The sequence below is a fragment of the Nocardia jejuensis NBRC 103114 genome (assembly GCF_001613145.1).
Classification (GTDB): Bacteria; Actinomycetota; Actinomycetes; order Mycobacteriales; family Mycobacteriaceae; genus Nocardia; species Nocardia jejuensis.
Map to the genome: position 1 here is coordinate 1 of NZ_BDBU01000073.1, position 17,777 is coordinate 17,777.

19 protein-coding genes are annotated in these 17,777 nt (G+C 62.5%); 3 read left to right on the top strand and 16 right to left on the bottom strand.

Annotation, left to right across the window (positions count from 1 at the left end; all coding sequences use genetic code 11):
* The coding region (locus tag NJ1_RS39930; RefSeq protein WP_067704449.1) for a translocation/assembly module TamB domain-containing protein at nucleotides 1–1,802 on the top strand (1,802 nt) is incomplete at its 5' end.
* Between the two features lie 660 nt (nucleotides 1,803–2,462).
* Here the strand turns inward: NJ1_RS39930 and NJ1_RS39575 are convergent.
* A complete protein-coding gene (locus NJ1_RS39575) occupies nucleotides 2,463–3,890 on the bottom strand; it encodes a helix-turn-helix domain-containing protein (protein ID WP_169813256.1) in 1,428 nt (475 codons plus the stop codon).
* A 147-nt stretch (nucleotides 3,891–4,037) separates the two neighbouring features.
* On the opposite strand from NJ1_RS39575, the gene NJ1_RS38585 reads away from it, so the two are divergent.
* Nucleotides 4,038–4,259 carry a helix-turn-helix domain-containing protein gene (locus tag NJ1_RS38585; RefSeq protein WP_084479226.1) on the top strand — a complete coding sequence of 74 codons (222 nt, stop codon included), beginning with the start codon at nucleotides 4,038–4,040 and terminating at the stop codon, nucleotides 4,257–4,259.
* A 635-nt stretch (nucleotides 4,260–4,894) separates the two neighbouring features.
* Here NJ1_RS38585 and NJ1_RS36380 read toward each other — a convergent pair.
* Both NJ1_RS36380 and NJ1_RS36385 read right to left on the bottom strand, forming a co-directional pair.
* Nucleotides 4,895–5,956, bottom strand: coding sequence for a helix-turn-helix domain-containing protein (locus NJ1_RS36380; protein ID WP_067704451.1), 1,062 nt, complete (start codon nucleotides 5,954–5,956; stop codon nucleotides 4,895–4,897).
* A complete protein-coding gene (locus NJ1_RS36385) occupies nucleotides 5,953–6,651 on the bottom strand; it encodes a hypothetical protein (RefSeq protein WP_084479227.1) in 699 nt (232 codons plus the stop codon). The genes NJ1_RS36380 and NJ1_RS36385 overlap by 4 nt, the downstream gene beginning before the upstream one ends.
* Nucleotides 6,652–6,954: 303 nt before the next feature.
* On the opposite strand from NJ1_RS36385, the gene NJ1_RS36390 reads away from it, so the two are divergent.
* A complete protein-coding gene (locus NJ1_RS36390) occupies nucleotides 6,955–7,467 on the top strand; it encodes a type II toxin-antitoxin system Phd/YefM family antitoxin (protein ID WP_157574602.1) in 513 nt (170 codons plus the stop codon).
* A gap of 309 nt (nucleotides 7,468–7,776) precedes the next feature.
* Here the strand turns inward: NJ1_RS36390 and NJ1_RS36395 are convergent, their stop codons facing one another.
* The 13 genes from NJ1_RS36395 to NJ1_RS36455 form a co-directional block, all read right to left on the bottom strand.
* Nucleotides 7,777–8,244 (bottom strand): hypothetical protein, encoded by a 468-nt coding sequence (locus NJ1_RS36395; RefSeq protein WP_157574604.1) that lies wholly within the window; start codon nucleotides 8,242–8,244, stop codon nucleotides 7,777–7,779.
* 204 nt (nucleotides 8,245–8,448) lie between these two features.
* Nucleotides 8,449–9,132, bottom strand: coding sequence for a hypothetical protein (locus tag NJ1_RS36400; RefSeq protein ID WP_067704459.1), 684 nt, complete (start codon nucleotides 9,130–9,132; stop codon nucleotides 8,449–8,451).
* A 766-nt stretch (nucleotides 9,133–9,898) separates the two neighbouring features.
* Nucleotides 9,899–10,648, bottom strand: coding sequence for a DUF5131 family protein (locus tag NJ1_RS36405; RefSeq protein ID WP_067704462.1), 750 nt, complete (start codon nucleotides 10,646–10,648; stop codon nucleotides 9,899–9,901).
* Entirely contained in the window at nucleotides 10,645–11,028 is a 384-nt protein-coding gene (locus NJ1_RS36410) for an ASCH domain-containing protein (RefSeq protein WP_422615812.1), read from the bottom strand. The genes NJ1_RS36405 and NJ1_RS36410 overlap by 4 nt, the downstream gene beginning before the upstream one ends.
* A gap of 88 nt (nucleotides 11,029–11,116) precedes the next feature.
* The gene (locus NJ1_RS36415; RefSeq protein ID WP_084479228.1) at nucleotides 11,117–12,169 is read right to left on the bottom strand and encodes a DUF2637 domain-containing protein; all 1,053 of its coding nucleotides are present in this window, start codon (nucleotides 12,167–12,169) and stop codon (nucleotides 11,117–11,119) included.
* The gene (locus NJ1_RS36420) at nucleotides 12,166–12,582 is read right to left on the bottom strand and encodes a hypothetical protein (RefSeq protein ID WP_067704470.1); all 417 of its coding nucleotides are present in this window, start codon (nucleotides 12,580–12,582) and stop codon (nucleotides 12,166–12,168) included. Before NJ1_RS36420 ends, NJ1_RS36415 begins: the two co-directional genes overlap by 4 nt.
* Before the next feature lie 47 nt (nucleotides 12,583–12,629).
* Nucleotides 12,630–13,631, bottom strand: coding sequence for a toprim domain-containing protein (locus NJ1_RS36425; protein ID WP_067704473.1), 1,002 nt, complete (start codon nucleotides 13,629–13,631; stop codon nucleotides 12,630–12,632).
* A 5-nt stretch (nucleotides 13,632–13,636) separates the two neighbouring features.
* Nucleotides 13,637–14,017: a hypothetical protein gene (locus NJ1_RS36430; RefSeq protein WP_067704475.1), complete on the bottom strand. Its 381-nt coding sequence runs from the start codon at nucleotides 14,015–14,017 to the stop codon at nucleotides 13,637–13,639.
* Nucleotides 14,018–14,022: 5 nt separating this feature from the next.
* Nucleotides 14,023–14,406, bottom strand: coding sequence for a hypothetical protein (locus NJ1_RS36435; protein ID WP_157574606.1), 384 nt, complete (start codon nucleotides 14,404–14,406; stop codon nucleotides 14,023–14,025).
* Nucleotides 14,407–14,411: 5 nt separating this feature from the next.
* Nucleotides 14,412–14,804, bottom strand: a complete 393-nt coding sequence (locus tag NJ1_RS36440; RefSeq protein WP_067704481.1) for a hypothetical protein — start codon at nucleotides 14,802–14,804, stop codon at nucleotides 14,412–14,414.
* A 3-nt stretch (nucleotides 14,805–14,807) separates the two neighbouring features.
* Nucleotides 14,808–16,325, bottom strand: coding sequence for a hypothetical protein (locus tag NJ1_RS36445; RefSeq protein WP_067704483.1), 1,518 nt, complete (start codon nucleotides 16,323–16,325; stop codon nucleotides 14,808–14,810).
* Between the two features lie 38 nt (nucleotides 16,326–16,363).
* On the bottom strand, nucleotides 16,364–17,239 hold the full coding sequence (locus NJ1_RS36450) for a hypothetical protein (protein ID WP_067704486.1): 876 nt from the start codon (nucleotides 17,237–17,239) through the stop codon (nucleotides 16,364–16,366).
* Nucleotides 17,240–17,268: 29 nt separating this feature from the next.
* Nucleotides 17,269–17,766, bottom strand: a complete 498-nt coding sequence (locus NJ1_RS36455) for a hypothetical protein (protein WP_067704490.1) — start codon at nucleotides 17,764–17,766, stop codon at nucleotides 17,269–17,271.
* Nucleotides 17,767–17,777: the final 11 nt, after the last annotated feature.

Below are 17,777 nucleotides of genomic sequence, written 5' to 3' on the forward strand. Positions count from 1 at the left end.
ACGACGCGACGATCGCTGGCGGCATGTTCGCGAACAAGGGGTTCACCGTTGCCGGAGAGATCCGCGCACTCGCAGCGAGGATCGGCAGTCTGTCGATGAACGGCGCTACTCTCGCCAACCCTGACGGTGACGCTCTGTCCCTCGACAACGCGACGATCACCGGCGACCTGTTCGCGTACAACGGGTTCACCGCCACCGGAGAGATCCGCGCACCCGGAGCGAACATCAGCGGCCAATTGTCGATGAACGGCGCCACGCTCACCAACCCCGCCGGCAACGCCCTGCTCCTTGACAACGCGACGATCACCAGCGGCATGTTCCTCGCCGACGGGTTCACCGCCATCGGCCAGGTTCGCGCCCCTGGAACGAACATCAGCGGCCAACTGTCACTTACCGGTGCCACCCTCACCAACCCCGACGGCATCGCCCTATCCCTCGACGACGCGACGATCACCGGTGGTCTGTTCGCGAGCGACGGGTTCACCGCCACCGGAGAGATCCGCGCCGTCGCAGCGAGAATCGGCCAACTGTCGATGAACGGCGCCGCCCTCACCAACCCCGACGGCAACGCCCTGCTTCTCGACAACGCGACGATCAGCAGCGGCCTGTTCCTAGACAACAGGTTCACCGCCACCGGAGAGATCCGAGCCCTCGGAGCGAGAATCAACGGTGAACTGTCGATGAGCGGCGCGACGCTCACCAACCCCGACGGGGACGCCCTGTCCCTCGACAGGGCGACGATCACTGGCGACGTGTTCCTCGACCACGGGTTCACCGCCAGCGGGCAGATCCGCGGACTCGGCATGAAAATCGACGGCCAGCTGTCACTGACTGGTGCCACCCTCACCAATCCCGACGGGGACGCCCTGTCCCTCGACAGGGCGACGATCACCGGTGAACTGTTCGCCGACGACGGGTTCACCGCAAGCGGGCGAGTGCGCGCCCCCGGAGCGAATATCGGCACGCTCTCAGTGCACGGTGCCACTTTTACCAACGCCGGCGGTAACGCCCTCGACCTTGAGTCAAGCATCATCTCAACGCTGAGGCTGATGCCAGCGCGGGTGGACGGGACTGTAAATTTGCTTCGGGCCACGATCACCGATCTGCGGACACCATCAGATATTTCACCGCCCGGGCGGCTGATCGCCACGGGGTGGCAGATCACTGATGTACACGGGCTGATCCGCACCGACCGTCGCGCCGCAACACGATGGCTGAAAGCCACTCCCCCTGGGCATGGATTCACTGCCCAGCCCTGGCATGTATTGGCTGCGGTCTACGACCGCAACGGTCAACCCGCCGACGCACGGCGAGTCCGATTCACCGCAGCAAATCAAACCACCGCACACGCACCCCGGTATACAAAACCGCTGCGTTGGATCTACCTGACCGTCGCAGGCCACGGTTACTATCCACTCCTGGCATCCGCGTGGCTCGCGGGGGCGCTGGTGCTTGGGTACTCCATCGCCGGTCACAACACCAAATATTTCATCCCCACAGACCGGGCCGCTGCAAGCAAAACTGCGGCCGCCTACGCGAGCGCGACCAACTCGCCTTCACCTCAAACAATTACCGCTGCCGATGACTGCGCGAGCTACCCCGATTACCCGTGCTTCAATGCTTTCAACTACGCGCTCGGCGGGGTTGTACCACCCGCGACTGGGGTATTGAAGGCTGACTGGACCATCAGCTCCAACGGCCCGATCATTCTCACCTTAGGTATCCCTGCGTTGCGCATACTCGGTTGGATTCTCACCGCCGTCCTCCTTGCCGGCGTCACCGGACTGCTTCGGAAAGGCTAGGTGTGCTGTCTCATTAGGTTAATTCCTCGGTATCGAGGTCAGTCAGCGTGGCCCGGCGGTTGTGTTTGGAGTTGTATTCGCGGAGGTAGGCCCATTCGCGGACCGGGGGGCGGTTCTCGTTCCTGGATACTCGGCGACGGGACCATCACCAACAATGTCAACGAGAGAAAGCTGGCCGCCGCATGCAACCTGGTTGCTGTCGCACGAGATTCGGGAAATATCGTCGACAGCTATCGCCGACCGCGCCACTACAACCGGTCGCTGGCGCGGGTGTGCTTCCTGGCTTCCCGCGGTGCTATCCGCGATGACTCGCATTCTCGCTATTTCTACGATCGCAAACGGCGAGAAGGGAAGTCGTTCAAACGAGCATTAATCGCCCTCTCACGCAGGCGCATCAGTGTCCTGGGGTCATACTCAAGGACGGCACCAAGCACCCTCCTGCCAAGGGGAACTTGCCAAGGTGGCCAAGCCATCGGGTCACTAAAGCGGTCGGCCGAAAGCCGCCATGCTTACGCCGAAGCGGCAACGGACCTGCCGCCCGTCGTCGGCGTGCTGATCCGCCCTCACAAAAAAGCGAGACTGACGCGCATTTCTCCGTTATTTACAGAAGTAGTCTGCACCCGAGGCAAGGTAAGGCAGGGGATTGCAGCATAGCCTGCACTATGCCCGCATCCTCAGACTACCCCACCTACGACTGTGCTCAAGTTCGTCTCTCAGTTCCTCAAGAAATGCATAGGATCTCTCGGGAGAGTAAGCATTTACGTACAGCCTGTCGAGCAATTTTCGATAGCGCTCAACCTCGCGGCCCTGATCAATATAGAGCGCATTTTCGAGCTGCTCGGTGTAGATAATATCAGGCAAGGTAAACCTTTTGAACCTCAGAAGACTAAAGGATAGCGATATAGGCTCGGGCGGACTGTTAAAGGGAAGGATTTGGAGCACGACGTTATTCTTGCGACTCATTTCGATAAGATGTTGAATCTGGTCGAACATAACTCCATCACTAACTGGGGCATGCCTCAACGCAGACTCATCTATCACAGCCCACAGCTTCGGACCTTCGTGGCTGTCGAGGATCCTTTGCCTTCTTATTCGAACGTCAACGCGAATGTCGACATCATCAGACAGAGACGACCCGATCAAGTCATATGCATAGTCCGGCGTCTGCAAAAGCCCTGGAATGAATTGAATCTCGAACGAGCGTATTGACTCTGCATAGCGCTCAAGATCCAGGTACTTCTGGAACCAATCCGGGAGAATGTTGTTGTAGCGAGTCCACCACCCTGAGCGCTGCCCCTCCTCGGAAACTACCGTGCATTGCCGACGAATATTTGGGTCAACCACTCCATAAGATATTAACAGGCGATTAAGAGCGGCGTCATCGAGGTATATTTTACCTTTCTCAAGTCGCTCGATATCTTTTGCTGTACACCCCAACATATCTCTGACTCTTTCAAAGTCCCACTCCTTTTCTGCTTCTCTTTCTTCACGCAGAGCCTTCAGATATCGACCCAATGCGATGCGCAGTACCGTCGGATCAGACCTCGGAAAGCGTAGTGGCAGCGGGTCATTGATCGGGACGGTTCCCAATCCGTCAGGCACAGACAGAGACCTGATCGGACGATCCCGGACCGCCTGCTGATTCCGTGCGCTTAGGGTAATCATGTCGGCCTTATTGCCGCTATTGGCAATCAGAATCTGACTAATGTCGCCTAGGACCTCGCCAAATTCATTAACCCTATTCTCGTCGCCCGCTTGAGAGATGTCTGATGCGATCCTATATGCCTTGCTTAGAATACGAATAGCAGAGTGAGACGACGTAGTTTCAGGATCAGGTCGATCATCAGAAGGTTCCGGTTCGCCACCGGAAAGAATCGCATCAACACTACCCGGAGCCCAAGCCAACGCTTGTTCGATAATCGCCAGTGTGCCGTCGGAAACTCTACGGGTCCCACGCTCCAGGTCACCCAAGAGCCGATAGCTCAAACCGGTCATATCCGCCAATGCCTGCCGGGTCGTGATACCTCGCTCTTCGCGTCGCGTTATCACATATGAAGCCAACCGCTTCCACTCATACCCGGCGCCCATGGGCATACTATGCCACTTCCCTCCGATCAGACCCCGGGAATAGGCCTGATTGTGACATATGCCCCTGATCTCACGGTTTCCAGTTTTGATAGTCACTTTCCTATTCATTGTGGCACAGCATGCCTACCACTCGCTACGATTCGCTTCATGCCCTTGAACGACGACCGAGAACGGGTGGGAGCCACCATCCGGGCTCTTCGAGAAGCGCGCGGTAAAAGCAGAACCGCCCTCGCTGGCGCGGTTGAGATAAGCGCATCGCACCTGGCCAACATCGAAAACGGTGCGCGTCCTTGCACCACAGAGCTAGCCCACAGGCTCGCTCGCGCGCTAGAGGTTCAGATTAAGGCCATAACTACCAGATGCGACTAATTCGACAAAAAGGACATTAGATACCGAACGCCTCTTTAACTGTCGGAGAACCCCAGAGGTTCCGACACCGTAGTCATCCAAGATCGAATTCCAGGGCATTACCGTCCACTCCCACTACGGCACCGCCAAGCTACGCGAATCTCAAAGGAAATGCGGCCTCATCCTGTTGCGCAGGAAGGCCGCGACACCCGCACATCCTCAGATTAGAAGGACCATAGGCAGAATGAGTGTATCGCTGCAGGACAAAGATCAAAACCCTGATCCTTCGGACCCTGGAGATCCGAACATCACTCCGCTGGTTGCGATCGCTTTGGCCGTCAGCCTGGCGGTTCCGACCGGATTGCTCGTCGACTGGGCCGCAGGAGCGTCCGTCCTCCTCGCGGTACTGGGACTATTCGCAATACGCTCGCCCAGCTAGCTAGCGGCTAGAGCACCGCCGACGTGCCTTGCAGTCACCACATCGATTCCAGACCTGACTAACGGCCGCTGCCAGCTGTGCCGCATTGGGGTTGCTCTCAGCACAGCTGGCAGCGCTCGGCCACGACGATGCTGCCATGCGTGAAAACCGCTGCTACCTGACGTTTGTCCAGCCTGCCAGCAGCGGTCTTCCCCGCACGAACCCTTGCTGTTTTGAATCATCGAACCATGCGAAGACCACGAGATACTGGAGTGAAGGGGTCTCCGTCTGCAACTATATCGATTCCAGTCAGGCGGGCGATCTCTTCCGGATCGAGCCCTTTGGCTTGTAGTGCATCGACGATGCTCGCGGCAAGTTCTGGCCGCTCCTGCGGGACAAGCTCGGGACCTGGCTCGTTCGCCTTAAAGCCACGAGCATTGAGGTATCTGTAGAACCGTTGGCGCTCATCGGTACTGACGCGCCCGAGTTGGTATGCCCGTTCATACAGGGCCTGCATCGACACGCCCCACACTGCTTTCAGGTCGAGCAGTCGGGCTGGTTTCAACGCTGCCGACGTCAGCTCACGTTTGATGACGTGCTCCGGCATGAGGAACTCGGCGGCGAAGTCGTCGGCCTCTTGTTCCATGTCCCGGCTGATGTAATTGCTGTGCAGGACAAGGTGTCCCAGCTCATGCGCGAGCGTCATACGTCGCCGGTCGGGACTGTGGCTCGCGTTCACGACGACAACAGGATATTGACTGGCCCACTGAGACATTCCATCGATGCGGTGGGTGCCGAAATCTTCTTCGATCACCAGGATGCCGGCGGATTCCATCCACCGGGTGAGGTTGCGAACCGGACCGATAGGCATACGCCATTGCGCGCGAACGAGCCCAGCAGCTTCGTGTACCGAGGAGGCACCAGGCGCATCCAGATCGAAGGTCGGCACCTGATTCTGGGTACTGAGACCCAGACGTTCCAGCAGATACGCGCTACGCATCCGGTACATGTTCAGCCGTGCTTCGCCCCCCTTCCAATCCGACACCTTCGCGGTCCGCTGGCGGCGCATATGTGCATCGACAGCGATCGCCCCCTGCAGGTTGAACGGATGGTTCAAGAACTCCACGGTGACGCCAAGCGCCGCCGCCATCTTCGCCGCCATCTCGGGTTCCGGAGCCCGAAGATTGTTCTCGTACCGCGATAGGGCCGCTTGTGTGACTCCGAGCGTTTCGGCGAGTTGATCCTGAGTCATCCCCACCGCACGTCGCGCGGTGAGGATGACATCTCCGATGCGGTTCATGTCCCGTCGGCTGCGGTTGCTGTTTCCGGCAGTATGCCGCTGAGATCGAGGGTTGGGAGTGCCGGATCCACAGGTGCGAAAGTGATCTCGCTGCCACCGGCCGCCGCGGCACCAAGCTCTACAAGCCAGATTGGGTTGTCTTTGCCGTCCCGGTACGACATCACTGCGCCATCGATCAGTCCGAGTTCGGTGTCCCACTTATAGCCGAGCGCCAAGCTGACCTTCTCCAAGCCGGGCAGGCAGGCAGACTGTGTCCAGAACGCGATCGCACCCGCCGTCGGGTACGTGGCGATCGTGGCTCCATCACGGTGCCGCTTGAACCGGATCTCGTACTTCATTCCGTGATAGATCTGGCGGACCGGCTCGTTGTCCACAACGGTCACGCCATCGTGGTCAGCGACCTCGGCGACCATCCGCGACCACACACGCTCATGAATGAAGTTGGCTACGAAGCGCTTTGAGTAGTCGGCATACCACTCGGGACGGAACAGACGAAAGTCCGCTAGGTCGGCACTCGAACCACTGACTGAACCTACAAAGGCCTTGAGGAACTCGTCACCAAGCTCCTCCCTCACCGCACCAGGATCCGGATATGAATTCATACCAGAAAATATACCGGCTGGGACAGGGAAGATCATCAGCGACATTCCGCTTGCAACGCCCTGCTGACAGCGCACTGCGACCATGGTGGCCATCCTTTCATCACTACCTACTCTCGTCCGGCAATGTCCGAACATCTGCAAGCACGTCGCGAGCAGCCTGTCTCGCCCCCTGAACACGTCAGCCCGCCACCTGAATCTTAATCGAACATATGTTCGAATTGAAGCCCTTGACGCACGCCGCGGCGCTCTCGGCACTTGAACTGCGGTCCATCACTCCGACTCCACGTGGCGCGTGGCCACACCAGAAACGGCAGCCAACCATCTACACCATAAATATGTACATATTTCTGTACTCACTTATGGACAAGGGGTGTCCATGCATCCAAGCTGGGTGTCATGACAGCACCTGCCGAGGTTCATCCGATCTCCACATTCCGCGCCAACCTGACCACGTTCGTGAAGCGTGTCGCCGAGATCCCCGGCAGCCGTATCTACGTTGGCGCCCATCGCAAGCCGGAGGCGGTTCTCATGTCTCCTGCTACAGACGTACCCGCCGCCATCCGGCACGCCATGCTGACCGGGTTTTTTTCCCAGGAAGCCGATACGGCCATCCACTTGTTCGGGGCGCGCCGCGGTGACTTCCTACACATCGGCGATTCGTTCGGCTTCGTATTCGCGTGGCTCTGGCGCACCGCCCCCTCCGAAGCCATGGAACATCTGGCTGGCTACCTCGCGCAGCTGCGAGATCACAACCGTGATGCACCGCAGCCACCGATCCGTCTCGATGACGTCCTCGGAGCTCTCCAGTTAGCGGCGGACATCGCCGACGATGAGTACCAAGCGATCTGCGACCGCGCTCGCACCGACGTGCAGCGTTGGTACAGCGCCACTTCCGACGTGAACTCTTGATCGCCGCACCGTGAAAGGACATGGGCCTCTTACCTGTCCACCGGGCCACTCGTACGTCGTCTTCGTCGAACGTGATGTCCCGCCCGAACAATCCCGCTGCACGATCGGCGCCTGTCTCCTACTTCTTGGAGAACGATGCCTCTCCCCTGAGCAACTGGATCACCTCGCGCAGAACTTCGCCCGATTCTGACGACAGGACCTTCTCCTATCCACTGAACAATCAGCAAGTGGCACCGGCAAGGATACGGTGCCATTCCTGCTGGTGGAGTGAGCGACGGCCGGTCAAGAGGTCCCACCAGCTTCGGGCGACTACTCGCCGTACGGGATGTGCGGAATCGGGTAGTCCGGTCGCGCTGGCAGTTCGTCGGTCTCTCGAACGAGCCATCTCAAGAACCCGAGCAAGTGATCGCGATGGTTGGAATCCACTGCCAGAAGCGCCTTCTCGACCTTCTGCTTGAGATCCTCATCGACTGTTACGGCAACGGTCGGTTTGCGCACGCGTTTGGAGACGAGACGCAGCCGGTTTCGCAGGTATTGGGCACGGATGTGCTCGGCCCACTCTTGAACGTCCGATTCAAGCTCGTACACGAGTTCGTCGCGCGGTACCCAGTAGCACTTCGATGGCGCGTTCCAGTGAATGGGGAGCATGTCCGCGGCGGGCGGTGCAGTCGACTTCACTTCTGGCTCACCGGGTTCGAGAATGTCATCGGTGATGGCCGGCGTCCCAGGAGGCATGACGATCCCGAACTCGAAGTTCGGATCGTGATGCTTGCTCACGATGTAGGAGTCCTCAAGTAACCACACTCTGGTTCCCGGTTCCCAGCCATCGGTCATGTCGCCCCCGAACACGATAAGCGGCTTGCAAGAGTGTCAGTGCCGCATGCCTGCACACAATCTTAGCCATGACGCATGCCTGCCGTGACCTACACCGAAAACCCTGAGCTGCAGCGCAATACGGACTCCGTAGCCGTAGTCCGTGTCTTAGGCAGAACTCACGTTGTCGTCGGGCACGGTGAACGGTTCGCGGCACACACCGCACAGGATCGGGCCCGCGTCGATGGTCTTCTTGGCCGCGCGCACGCGGCGCGCCGGCGTGCACGCGCACAGCATCGCGCTGCCGTTGCGCGGCGCCTTGCCCGCACCATCACCCTCACCCTCTTCCCCGCCACCTTCGGGAGGTTCGCCCTCGGTGCGCCGGTAGGCGATGATCGCGGCATCCAACTGCCGGATCTGCCGCTTGTACGCCACGGCGGTGGTGTCGGGCACGGTGGTGGTCGACCAGCCTCGCTCACGGGTGCGTTCGGCGATCAGCCCGAATTCGGTGGCGATGTCCCGGAACTTGCCGTTGTGGTAAGCCCCGGCGCGGCTGGTGTCCTCGATCGCGCGAGTCACCGCGGCACCGTGGGCCGCCTCATGCAGCAGGGTGCCGAGTACTTCGCGTGCGCCCATGGCCAAGCCTTCGCCGCCGACGAACAGTTCCGGCATCATCTGCTGGCCGACCTTCCAGCGGTCGGGCCCGAAGTGGCCCAGCTTCAGCACGCCGCGCCGACCCATGGAGCCCGACGCCATGGTCACCACCACGTCGGGGATATCGGTATGCCGCGCACGCAATTCCGTCCACACGGATTCGATCGCGGCGATCAGGGGGCCTGAGATGGCATTCACGCCACACCTCCGAGAATTTATTACTATGCACCAATTCTACCGAAATATGCTGTCCACCAGGCATTCTCAGTGATTCGTTCCGGATCGTTATTGATTCCTGCGCGTCATAACTTTGATGGTTGCGCGTCAATTGTGTTGGCGCACATGCATCATTCCCGCGCGGCCTGATTCTTCTCGTTGTGGTCATTCGGCGCATCGACCGGTTCACAGGTCCGTGCGTGCGCTACATCTTGATGCTTGCGCATCAACGGGTTCGATGCCTGTGCGTCATTTCCTCGCGGAGCTGACCTCTTCGTTGTGGTCCCTTCGGTGTCGATGCCGTTCCCAGCGCGACGTCCGCTCTCAGTCCTCCCTCTTGTGGTCCGCTCTCAACGCTGCCCCGTTGTCGACGTACGGTTCGCTCCCAACCCTCTGCTTGTGGTCTCTATGTTGTGGTCTCTGTGTTGTGGTCTCTCTTGTTGTGGTTGTTCTTTGTGTTCTTGTTCTCTTGTTCTGCTCTCTTCTGTTTGGTGGTGGTTTGCCTGCTGCCTGGCTCCCACTCTCTTCAGCGAAGCGGGAGAGAGTGGGAGCCAGGCAGCAGGCGGACCACCACCAAACACCCCAGCTCAGGGCGATTTTGTATCGGACTTTTATCGGACTAGGAGTCTGCATTCAGTCCGCATCGAGTCTGCATTCAATCCGCATTCAGTCCGCATTGAAAGCTGGCCCCCGAGACGGCGAAAGGCCCGTCCAGCGGGGGCTGGACGGGCCTTGTAGGGGCGGTGCGCTAGCGCTGGCGAACGGGGTACTGGTTCCAGATCACCCCATCGAGGTGTCGACCGTTCTGCTTGGGTGTGCGCCCACCCCACTGCTTGAAGAAGAACGGAATCCCCGCAGCACCGCACTGATCCCGCAGTGCCCGCGCCCATTCCGGCCGTATCGGGCGCGCAGCAGGTCCGGACTCGCCGCCGGCGATCACCCAGCCGATACCGCCTGTGCCATTATTCGCGACGGCGCTCAGATCGACGGATCCGAGAAGCGGTTCGCATGACAGGAATCGCACGGCGGCAGGAATTTCCAGCAGATGCCGCGCCCTGTCCAGAGTGTTCTGGTCTTCGACCGAGACACCCATCCACAGATTCGGCGGCCACGCCAAACGGTCCGCAAGTCTGCACGCACGTAATGCGCGCTTGGTGAGTACCTGATAGGTGTGCTGCGGGGTGGAGTCGATCACTTCGAATACCTCGGTAATGAACGATTCCGGAACTCGGGCGTGGAAGAGATCCGACATCGAATTCACGAACACGACCTTCGGGGTGCGCCAACGGCGCGGGATCTCTAGTGCCGCAGGGTGCATCGTGACCCCGAACCCTGGCCCGGAAGTGCGCGGGTCGCCGTCGTTCTGATATTTCTCCGCTCCCATGGCCTTGAGGCGCTTGGCCATGGTCAGCGCGTAGCAGTGGTCACACCCTGCGGAGACGCGATCGCAGCCGGTGACCGGATTCCAGGTTGCCTCGGTCCATTCGATCCCGGTCACGACACGACCGCCCGGGCGCTCGCTGGCACCGCGGTGGGCTCATCGATATCGACGGCGCTGAGGTACTGCCACTGGATGCGGGTAACGGTGCTGGTGGGGTTGCAGCCTTTGTGAGTGCGGCAGAAGAATTCGATGAACTCTGCCGGTCCCATCTCCGGGAATCCTTCGGCGCGCACCTCGGCGGCGGTGATCTGGTTCAGGGGCTCACGGGTAACCACAAGGATCTCGACCTCGACGATCCGCACCAGCGGCTCCCCGCGCCGGCGGCCCATCACCTTGCGGCACAGCAATACTCGATCCCCTGCCTTCAGGTGCAGCCAGCCCCTGCGCCGCGTGACGGTCTTCGTGCGATCTCGCACCTGGGGCTCGGTCAATGACACCGACATCAATCTCGGCATGAGTGTTCTCCGTTCGAATCTTTGCCTGCGCGCCCGCGGCACATGCGCGGGCGCTTAGTGGGCGTGGGTGTCACCGGATCAGGTGCAGGATGTTGCCGCCGGAGTCGTCGTCCGGGTCGGGCCCACGGGTCGGATCGTCGCCCAGGCGCATGCGTGCCAGGATTTTGCCGACCCTTCCGTGTGAGAGCCCGACCACCGGTGCGATCTGTCGCAACGTCATGCCGCCCTCACTCATCGCGAGGATGCGCTCGTCGCGGTCGGTGGCATCAAGGCTTTCCCCTGTCTCCTCGTTGTCGCCTCCGCTGTCTCCGGGAGACAGCCGGGAGACAGCATCTGTCTCCTCGGTGTCTCCTGTGCGCATAAAGGAGACAGCGGGAGACACCCGCTTGTCTCCCGGAGACACTGTGGGAGACACCGTGTTTGATAGATCGGGCGACGAATTGTCAAGGCCGTGCTCGATGTTTCCTGGCGCGTGTGGTGAGACCTCGGGGGTGCGGGGTATCTCGATCAGGATGGTCAACCCGTGCAACACGGCCAACGCCGCGATCGGCGCGGTGGAGGCGATCACGGCCGCGATCGGTGAGGACACCCGGATTTCGGCTGCGTGTGCTCCGTTGCCGATCAATGAAATCAGTTCCGCCAGCGCCAATGTCCACATGAAGTAGTGACGTTGACCGTCTCGCACGGGCACACCGGCCTTCTTTCGACGCTTCAACACCACCAGCGCGATCGCCGACTGGAAGATCGGCCCGTCCACAATGAACGGGGCACCCCACGCCAGCCACGAGGTCATGCCTGCCTGCTGCGCCAGATCATGCAGCGCGATAGCTGACCATCCGCCCGCCACCACCAGCACTGCGGTCACCGCTAGCAGCGCTGCACCTTCGACCCGATCCCACTGCGAGCGTGTCTCCCTGCTTGTCTCCCCCGGTGTCTCCTCGACGGGTTCGGTACGGCTTGGGGACGGTTGTGTTGTCTCCTCTGCCACAGTCTCGGACTGTGCGGGGACACAGGCGTCTCCACCCACGGCACCTGCCGTAATAACGTCCGGGCGCTCCGGTGTGCCCGAGGGCACAGCATCGCCGCTGTGCCCTGGGGTGGTACCGGAGTGGTTGCCGGTCACCTGCCACCGCCGTTCGCGGCGACGGCAGCGGTGTACACGGCGGTGTAGAGACGGGCCTTCTCGTTCTCCGGATCGGGCCCGGTGTAGGTGACCGACAGAGTTGCCCCCACATCGAAGGTGTCCGCGCCAGCGGTGTTCATCGCCTTACCGATAGCCTCCTCCATACGGCTGGTCGGATACAGGTTCCGGGGCCCGTTCGGGGTGCCGAGGGTGATGAACATCTGCATGATGGTGCGGCCGTGCTCGTCGACGGCGACCTCGCCTGGCGCCCCGCCGTACTTGAGCTTGGGCTGCTCCCCCATCTGAGTGACGGTCCCGTACACCGTGGTGCCGGGCTGGGCACTCTTGCCGAACGCCGAGGGAATCCTGTTGGCGGCCCGGGTGAATCGCTGTCCGAAGTTGGTAGTGGTCATGATTGATTTCTCCTTTGTGGTCACTGAGGGATAGATGGATGGATGCGTCAGCGAGAGCGGGTAGCACTTCGCTGCTGCTGCGGTCGCGGCTGGCGGTAATGGCGGTCCAGGTACGGCACCATTTCCAGGTCCCCGAACCCGTGCCCGGCGTCCAGGTGATCGGATAGGTCTTTGCCCGCGGCGGCTTGCAGGACGCGGACCTCTCCGACGTGGCCGTGCAGGGTTTCGGCGACTTTCGCGGCGTGGAGGTAGCCGGGGCGGTCGCGGTCCGCGACCACGATCACCCGCCCCGCTCCGTGCAGCCACTTCGCGTGTGCGTCAGTCCATTTGCCTGCGCCCATGGCGTTGCAGGTAGCGACCTGCCCGGCTTTGAACGCACGCTGGACGTCTTTCTCGCCTTCGCACACGTAGATCTCCCGGCCCGCCTGCACCGCCTCGGCCACTTCGGGTAGCCGGTACGGGATCGGCGCGAAACCCGAGGGTTCCCAGCTGGTTCCGTTCCATCGGGTCTGGCTGAAGGACTTGCGGTCCCCGTGCTGGTGCGGGGTGCGCATGCGGTTGATCGCGCCCTCCACGTGCCCATCGGCTCGCCGGTACACGTATGAGCAGACGTTTTCCGTCGCGCCGATCGCTTCTCCGAGATCGGGTTTGGATGGAATCTCCAGTCGGGCGTAGTCGATGGCCTTGTCCACCAACGACACTCGATGCTGCTGGGCCTGTTGCGTCGGTGACGGGCCCGGCGGGCGACGCTGCCCGCCGGCGTGCTGCTGGCTGCGCTCGGGCGGGCGGTCCCACATGTCGCGGACCTTCAGCCCGACGCTGTCCAGGACGTCCTTGTCGTCGCAGTGCGCGAAGCACCGCACGATGGTCTTCTCCTGAGCGGGGTCGTACCGGACCCCGAGCGAGGGGTTGTGGTGGTGTCCGTCGGCCTCGTGGACCGGGCACAGGAACAAAGTCCACCGTGCCCGGTCCCGGCCCGGACCCATGCGCGCGGTCAGGGCAGAGGTGATGATCTGCCATGAACGCCCCTGGACCGGATCGTGAGTCATACCGATCAGCGCTCCCGCGAAATCTGCCCGCGGGTGCGGGGGCGGGTGTGCTTGCCGTCGGGTGCGGTCAGTTCCCGGGCCTGCATCAGGCTGCGGTACTGCACCTCATCGAGGCCGCGGTCACAGCCATGGGCGCGGTTGAACTCGACGTCGTCGACGATCCGCTCCATGGTCTCGGGTCGACTGCGGAAGTCGTTGTAGACGTCGAAGAGCCAGCGCCACTGCTCAGCGTGTGGGCCAGAGATCCACCGGCCGTGGATCTCGCGACCTTTGCTGAAGCACTCTTTGATCTCGTCTAAGGTCACTCCGGCGACATAGATCCGCTCATGCAGCGCCGCCTGTTCACGGAAGTCACTGCGCATGGCTTCCTCGTGCTCTAGTTGCATACCGATCACCGCTCCCGCGAAATCTGCCCGCGACCACGCCCGCGGGTGCGGTCCTGCTCGCGGTCGGGTGCGGTCAGCTCCCGGGCCTGCATCAGGCTGCGGTACTGCACCTCATCGAGGGTGTCCCAGCCCTGGGCGCGGTTGTGTTCGACGGTGTCCAGGTGCCGGGCCATGGTCTCGGGCCGGTCCCGCCAGTCCGCGTACGCGTCGGACAGGAACTGCCACTGCTGGCTGTGAGGACCATCGCTCCAGCGCTGGTCGATCTGCTCGGTCTTGGCCGAGATCTGTTGGGCTTGAGCGTCGGTGACGCCCTCGTCGTACACCGACCGGGTCAGAGTCGTCTGCTCACGGAAGTCACTGCGCATGAGTTCCTCGTGCTCGCGTTCCATGGCGTTCACCGCTCCCGACTGATCGGCAGCCGCTCAGGCGCCGGACGCAGGGCCCGGATCGCGGACTGCTCCTCGCGGGCCACGTTGTCGGCCTGGTCGATGCTGCGGCGCGCGACCTCGGTCAGACCGTTCGCGGTGTACACGCCCGGATAGGCGCGCACGTCCTCGGCGAAGACCCGCATCTCCACTGGCCGGTCTCGCCAGTCCCGGTAGCACGCGTGCAGGAACTCCCACTCCATCGCGTACGGGCCTTCGGTCCACCGATGGTCGTATTCGCTGACACGGCGGTCGATCTCGGTGACCTCGATGGTCGAGAGTCCGGGCCACAGGGCCTTGAGGCTCTCGCCGAAGCGATCGGAGAAGTCCGAGCGCATCGCTTCCTCATGCTCTTTGTGCATGGTTCAGCGCTCCCGCTGCTGACGCGCCGCACCGTCGTTGACCGGCTGCGGCGGCACCGGCCCACGGCCCGTGCGCGGCGGATGCGCGACACCCCCTCGGCTGCCGTACCGGTCCTGCTCGGGCGTGGCCTGCACGAGCTTGCGCACCGCCTCGTCCCGCTCCCCGCGATACTGATCCCGCTCTGCGCGATACCGGTTACGGTCATCGACGGCCGTCAGCACCCGATGCTCGGTCTCCTTCAGCTCGTGCTTGGTACGCAGCAAGGTGTTCTTGAGCGCCTCCAGCTCCGCCCCTACTGCTTCGGCCTGCTCCTTGCGCTGATCCCGCTCCGCGGTGATCGCGTCCAGACCACGCTGAAGCATCAGCACCCGCCGTTCCAGCTCCTGCGGATCGGTTGCGGTCGAACGCTTTTCGCGGGACCGGTCCTGGTCGGGAGGGTCGGACTGCTCTGTGGTGGCCTCGTGCTGCCAGTCGTTCATGCTGCGCCCTATCTCGACCTGGTTGCCCTCGGCGAGGTAGAACGGGTTACGCCGCCCGGTCTCTCGGGCCCGCACGGTGAACACCGTTCCGGCTTTCCAGGCGTTGGAGGCCACCGCCTCCCTGGTCCAGGTCGCGGCCTCGGCCTCAGCCGGGAAATAGGCGCGCATCGCCCCGTGACTACCGTCAGGTGCGCTCGAAGCGACGGTGACCTGGCAACGAGAGTTGGTTTCGGCGTTGGCGAACTCCCACCGAATGTCCTCGACCGACATCCCTGCCGCCCGTGCTTGGGCCACCGCTTGAGAGCGTCCCTGCTCATCGCGGACGCCGGCGTCCTGGTGCAGCCACGTGTATTGCGCGTGCCGGATCGCCTGTACCGCGTTGCCGCGCGCGGTGTCCCGGTTCATCGCCGCTTCCTGGGCGATCGGCGACGACGGCTGCGGGGTCGCGGCATCGGCCTGGCGCTGCGACGGGCGCGGGGCGGGGTCGTGCACGGTCATCGACGCCACCCGGTGATCGAGTTCGACCCGGCGGGCCTCGACCCACTTCTCGGACTCCACCGCGGCGGCGCGGGCTTCGCGCTGCTGGGTCGCGTTCATCGGCGCGAACACAGCCTCGAACGTGGGGTTCGTGCGGTACGGGGCCCGGGTCGCGCGGTCCAGGGCGTGCACGACCTGCCCGCGGCGCTCGGTGGGCATCTGCGCGGTGGTGAGCGATTCCTCGATCCGTAACCGCATCGCGTCCAGACGCTCGGCGTCCAGGGCCGCGTCCTGGTCGGTGTAGAGCGGGTCGTTCTCGCGCCGGTAGCGGGCGGTGGCGTGTTCGCTGCGGTAGTCTGCGACGCGTTTGGTGTACCAGGCGGCGGTGACCTTTTCGGCCTTGACCTGGCCCATGATGTGCTCAGCCAGCTCGCGGCGCTGTTTGCGCGTCAGCTTGCTGGTGCCGCCAGCGCTGCGCAGGGTGCGCAGCCACTGCCCGGCGACGTTCAGGACGTCGCGGAAGGTTTTGCCGGTATCGCGTGCGATTTCGTCGATTTCAGACATGAGGGTGTGAATTCCTTTCGGTGATAGGGGTTTTCGGGTCAGTCGGCGGGGATGTGTTCGGTGGGGCCGAGGCCGAGTAGCTGCTTGTAGAACTGCCAGTTGCCGTAGTCGGCGTGGCGTTGGTGCCCGACCATCCCGTTCGCACGATGGGCGGCGACACGGGCGCGTTCGCTGCTGGTGTGGGCCGGATCGGGCGGGCAGGGTTCGCGCTCGTCGGACAGGACCCGCAAATGCGGCGGCAGAAGCCGTTCGACCTGCAACAGGTGGCGTCCCTGTGCTTCGTGCGAGAGTTCGGACTCCACTACGACACAGGCCAGAGCGATCGTGAGGCCGCGCAGCACTCCCTCGCGCCACTCCGGCTGCTCGTTGCCCGCCACCAGACCCAGCTGTTCGGCCTGTCGACGACACGTCGCGATGGACGCTTGCACTTCGACGAACGTGGTCAGACTCCACCGCGTTCGCTCGGCAACATTTGTCGGCCACGTCCAGCCGTCCGACGGATGGAATTCGCTGCCGGGGTAGCGATCCTCAACGGGCAGGCTCTCGCGGTGCCGCGCGACCGCGGCCATGACATCCCCGGTCAGGTCGAGACGCCGAGCGTGCCTGCCACGAGTGCGCTCTACCTGTTCCCTGGCTGTACTGACTTGTGCGAGCACATGTTTCAGGTCGGCCAGGACAGCGTCGGTGGTCAGAATCGGGTCCAGCGGCGCGCCCAGTTCGTCGATCCGCAGCAGATCCGGGTGGTCGCGGAGCCACTGATAGTCGGCCGTCAGGGTGTGCAGCTCCTCGATCAGCCCGTCCAGCCGGCGCTGCGTGTGTCGCAGTCTCTGGTTGAGTTCGTGCGGGCCTTTGATGAGTAGCGCTTCGACATCAGGTGGGGCACTGTCGGGTTGGGTGGGTTCGTCGGTTGTCATGCGTGTGTGTTCCTTTCTGTTGTGGGGGTTCAAGGTGCGGCGCGCTGGACGCGGGCGGCGCGGCGTTCGGTGAACGCGGCCAGCGCGATCGACGGGGACGGGCGGCGCGCGGAGTTCCAGATCAGGTAGGCGACCCAGCCCAGGCCGTAGACGGTGATCGGGACACCGACCTCGGCGGGCTGTCCCCAGATCGCGACCGTGGATGCGCCGACCACAACGAAGGAGCTCGCTGCGCTGGCTCGCCAGATCTGACCGCGCGTGTGCGGTGTCGCTGTCGGTGCAGGTGTTGTGACCGGCCTGGGGCCCTCGGCGGCTACGGTCTCGGATGCGATGGTCGGGTTCGTCGTGACGGGGAACAGAGGTGTCACCGAAGCCATCGGGGTCTGTGGGGTGGTGTTGGCGCGGTCTCGCTCATCGAGCCAATCCAGGATCTCGTCGGCCAGCACCTCGGCCTGAGCAGCAGGATCAGCACTGTTTCGGGGCTTCTCGTCGTCGTGGTCGTCGTCGCTGTCTCGGAAGATGCGCATAGTGGTTGTGC

Excerpts from the sequence above, each read along its gene's own strand:
- NJ1_RS36440 (WP_067704481.1), bottom strand. The coding sequence starts at position 14,804 with ATGCACAAAGAGCATGAGGAAGCGATGCGCTCGGACTTCTCCGATCGC.
- NJ1_RS36380 (WP_067704451.1), bottom strand. The coding sequence starts at position 5,956 with ATGAACCGCATCGGAGATGTCATCCTCACCGCGCGACGTGCGGTGGGG.
- NJ1_RS36445 (WP_067704483.1), bottom strand. The coding sequence starts at position 16,325 with ATGTCTGAAATCGACGAAATCGCACGCGATACCGGCAAAACCTTCCGC.
- NJ1_RS36430 (WP_067704475.1), bottom strand. The coding sequence starts at position 14,017 with ATGCAACTAGAGCACGAGGAAGCCATGCGCAGTGACTTCCGTGAACAG.
- NJ1_RS36435 (WP_157574606.1), bottom strand. The coding sequence starts at position 14,406 with ATGGAACGCGAGCACGAGGAACTCATGCGCAGTGACTTCCGTGAGCAG.
- NJ1_RS39575 (WP_169813256.1), bottom strand. The coding sequence starts at position 3,890 with ATGGGCGCCGGGTATGAGTGGAAGCGGTTGGCTTCATATGTGATAACG.
- NJ1_RS36420 (WP_067704470.1), bottom strand. The coding sequence starts at position 12,582 with ATGACCACTACCAACTTCGGACAGCGATTCACCCGGGCCGCCAACAGG.
- NJ1_RS36450 (WP_067704486.1), bottom strand. The coding sequence starts at position 17,239 with ATGACAACCGACGAACCCACCCAACCCGACAGTGCCCCACCTGATGTC.
- NJ1_RS36390 (WP_157574602.1), top strand. The coding sequence starts at position 6,955 with ATGACAGCACCTGCCGAGGTTCATCCGATCTCCACATTCCGCGCCAAC.
- NJ1_RS36425 (WP_067704473.1), bottom strand. The coding sequence starts at position 13,631 with ATGACTCACGATCCGGTCCAGGGGCGTTCATGGCAGATCATCACCTCT.
- NJ1_RS36455 (WP_067704490.1), bottom strand. The coding sequence starts at position 17,766 with ATGCGCATCTTCCGAGACAGCGACGACGACCACGACGACGAGAAGCCC.
- NJ1_RS38585 (WP_084479226.1), top strand. The coding sequence starts at position 4,038 with ATGCCCTTGAACGACGACCGAGAACGGGTGGGAGCCACCATCCGGGCT.
- NJ1_RS36385 (WP_084479227.1), bottom strand. The coding sequence starts at position 6,651 with ATGGCCACCATGGTCGCAGTGCGCTGTCAGCAGGGCGTTGCAAGCGGA.